2 protein-coding genes are annotated in these 2654 nt (G+C 45.9%); both read right to left on the bottom strand.

What is annotated here, in order from left to right; translation table 11 throughout:
* Positions 1 to 422: 422 nt before the first annotated feature.
* Positions 423 to 1985: an NADH-quinone oxidoreductase subunit C gene (locus HWQ67_RS15930; protein WP_218253672.1), complete on the bottom strand. Its 1563-nt coding sequence runs from the start codon at positions 1983 to 1985 to the stop codon at positions 423 to 425.
* Positions 1982 to 2548, bottom strand: coding sequence for a proton-conducting transporter membrane subunit (locus tag HWQ67_RS15925; protein ID WP_320414579.1), 567 nt, complete (start codon positions 2546 to 2548; stop codon positions 1982 to 1984). The genes HWQ67_RS15930 and HWQ67_RS15925 overlap by 4 nt, the downstream gene beginning before the upstream one ends.
* Between the last annotated feature and the right edge of the window lie 106 nt (positions 2549 to 2654).

The raw sequence follows: 2654 nt of genomic DNA, 5'->3' as shown, positions 1-2654 counted from the left end.
CAGGATTCATGTTAAAGAAGGCATATATTCTTTTTCCTGTAAATCCTTTAATCTGTGTAATCCTAGTTCAGACAATCCCTGATGTTTACTTAAATGTGACATTGTCAAACACAGACAAACTGTATCTTCTTTAAATTTCATGGTAACTATACTTTTACGCATCCTGGATTCCTGGTCAAGCCAGGAATGACACACTTGGAAAACGGCTGTAACTGTCATTCCTGCGAAAGCAGGAATCCATGTCTTTTGACCGTGAAATAAAATTTACCCTGCTTTTTAAAGAGGATACGACAAACTCCTTCTGAAACGTTTTTTTACGTTAGCCTCTATGTTGATTCCTGTTACCTTTATTTTTGGGTCGTCAACCTGAGGCGTTTTGTTGGTAACTATGCCGGTACGAAATATTTGACGCAGGATTCTAATCATAAATCGTGCCCCGAATATGACTGGTTGAAACTCTTGTTGCAAAGCGGGAAGTCAGGGACAATATTACCCTTTATCGCCTGCTCAAGCGCTAACCAGTTTACACTGGACGGGTCTCTTACCATGCACCTGTGTATCTCCCCTTGCTGCCCGCTCTTAATCCAATAAATTATTTCACCACGCCAACCCTCTACTGCCGCAAATCCCGTCACATCAGGTAACACGGCATTGCACCGGGCAACTATGCTGCCTGAAGGGATATGGTTGAGTATACTATACATAAGACGTATAGATGCCCTTATTTCAAATACCCTTACCCATACCCTTGCGTGCACATCCCCTGCGGTAAGGTCCGGAGACTCTACCCCAATTGAATCATATGGAGGAAAAGGATTATGAACCCTGCAATCCACATTTAACCCGCTAGCACGGGCAACTACTCCTACCGTGCACAAATCTCTTGCCATTTTATATGTGAGTATGCCGGTAGAGCGTACCCTATCCTCAAGTGATGAACTCTCCTCATAAATACGAACCAGTCTGTCGAAATTCCTGGTGATAAACTCCATCTCTGATAACATTTCTTGTTTAGCTTTTGCATCGATATCAACCGTCACACCCCCTGGAATAACCCTGTCCATCATAAACCTGTGCCCAAAGAGTCTATGGTTAGTGGCAAGCATGGCCTCCTTAAGTTTCGAGCACTGATATAACATAAAGGCAAATGCTGCATCATTACAAATAGCCCCAATATCTCCAAGGTGATTGGCAACACGTTCCCTTTCAATAAAAAGTGCCCTTAGCCATTGAGATCTTTCAGGTACCTTGCAATGTGTCATTGACTCCAGCGCCATCGAGTAGGCTGTTGAGTGTGCTACTGTCGTATCACCTGATACACGCCCGGCTAATTTAACGGCCGTTTCCCACGTCATAGATTCAAATCTCTTTTCTATCCCTTTATGAACGTACCCAAGACGCTCCTCAAGGTTGATTATAGTTTCGCCAACCGCCTGAAACCTGAAATGGCCAGGTTCAATGATACCGGCATGGACCGGACCAACTGCAATCTCATATACGCCTTCCCCTTCAGCCTCAAGCCATGAGTACTGCCCCTCGGAGCACGTCATCGCCCCGGAGGCATCAAAGGATTTTCTCAGCGGCCAGGCATCCTCCGGCCAGTCCTCAAATTTAATCCATGGTCTGTTATCCGGATGCCCGCGTGGTATAACACCCATAAGACTCCTGATCTGACGTTCAAATCTATATGCAGGCACAAAGTGTTTGACAAGGCTTGGGAACTCTGCCCTATCACGTGGCAGTTCAGCCCGTACTATCAGGTATTCGCTACCCTCCCTGAAGCAGGCGTAGATGCCAAAACCCCTGCCTGAGTTTGTATCGTCCGTAGCCCACTCTGCACAAAGAAACGCTGACGATTCCTTTAATGCCCTTGCAGCCTCTGCAAATCTATCTACCGGTACTGCAAAAGTAACCGGATTGCCGTGTACATCTGCCTTTGCATCCTCGGCAAACTCAGACTTCAGAACCTTAGCTAATTTTTTCATTTTAACAACTCCACCGCCGTCTGAAACCACTTGTTAAGAAAATCTGGCATATAAAACGCCAGTACAACCACCAATACCATGTGAAGTATCACCGGTGTACGGGCTGCCTGTATTGGTCTGAAGTATGAGGGAACATCCCCTGATACCATATATTGTACCTTTCTGAGAAGTCCTGCAAAGGCAACTCCCAGGCCAACAAGTATAAAAGGCATCAGCAGCGGGACATCCTTTATGGTAGCCGTTAATATCAGAAATTCGCTGGTGAAGATACCAAAGGGCGGCAGACCCGCAAGTGCCATAGCGCCCAACATCAGCGCCCAACCAACAAAGGAGTCTTCATTGAGTAATCCCTTTATCCTGGCTATTTCCTGTGTTCGATGCATTTGACAGGCGTGCCCTACCGTGAAGAATATGGAGGACTTTGTAAGGCTGTGCATAAGCATATGCAAGAGCGCACCATAAGTGGCTGTAGCGCCGCCAAGGCCAAAGGCAAAGGTTGCGATACCCATATGCTCGATAGACGAATAAGAGAACATGCGTTTTATATCTCTTTGTCTGAGAATCTATGGTTTCGCACTTTCTGGATTCCTGCTTACGCAGGAATGACACAGATGGGCGCAAAATACCATTTCTTGTCATTCCCGTGAAAACGGGAATCCATTTTCAAAA

The sequence above is a fragment of the Candidatus Magnetobacterium casense genome, assembly GCF_019173545.1.
Taxonomy (GTDB): domain Bacteria; phylum Nitrospirota; class Thermodesulfovibrionia; order Thermodesulfovibrionales; family Magnetobacteriaceae; genus Magnetobacterium; species Magnetobacterium cryptolimnobacter.
The sequence above is the reverse complement of the archived record's forward strand: the minus strand, read 5'-3'. Positions and strand labels throughout refer to the sequence as shown.

Coding starts and splice junctions, on each gene's coding strand:
- HWQ67_RS15930 (WP_218253672.1), bottom strand. CDS start 1,985: ATGAAAAAATTAGCTAAGGTTCTGAAGTCTGAGTTTGCCGAGGATGCA.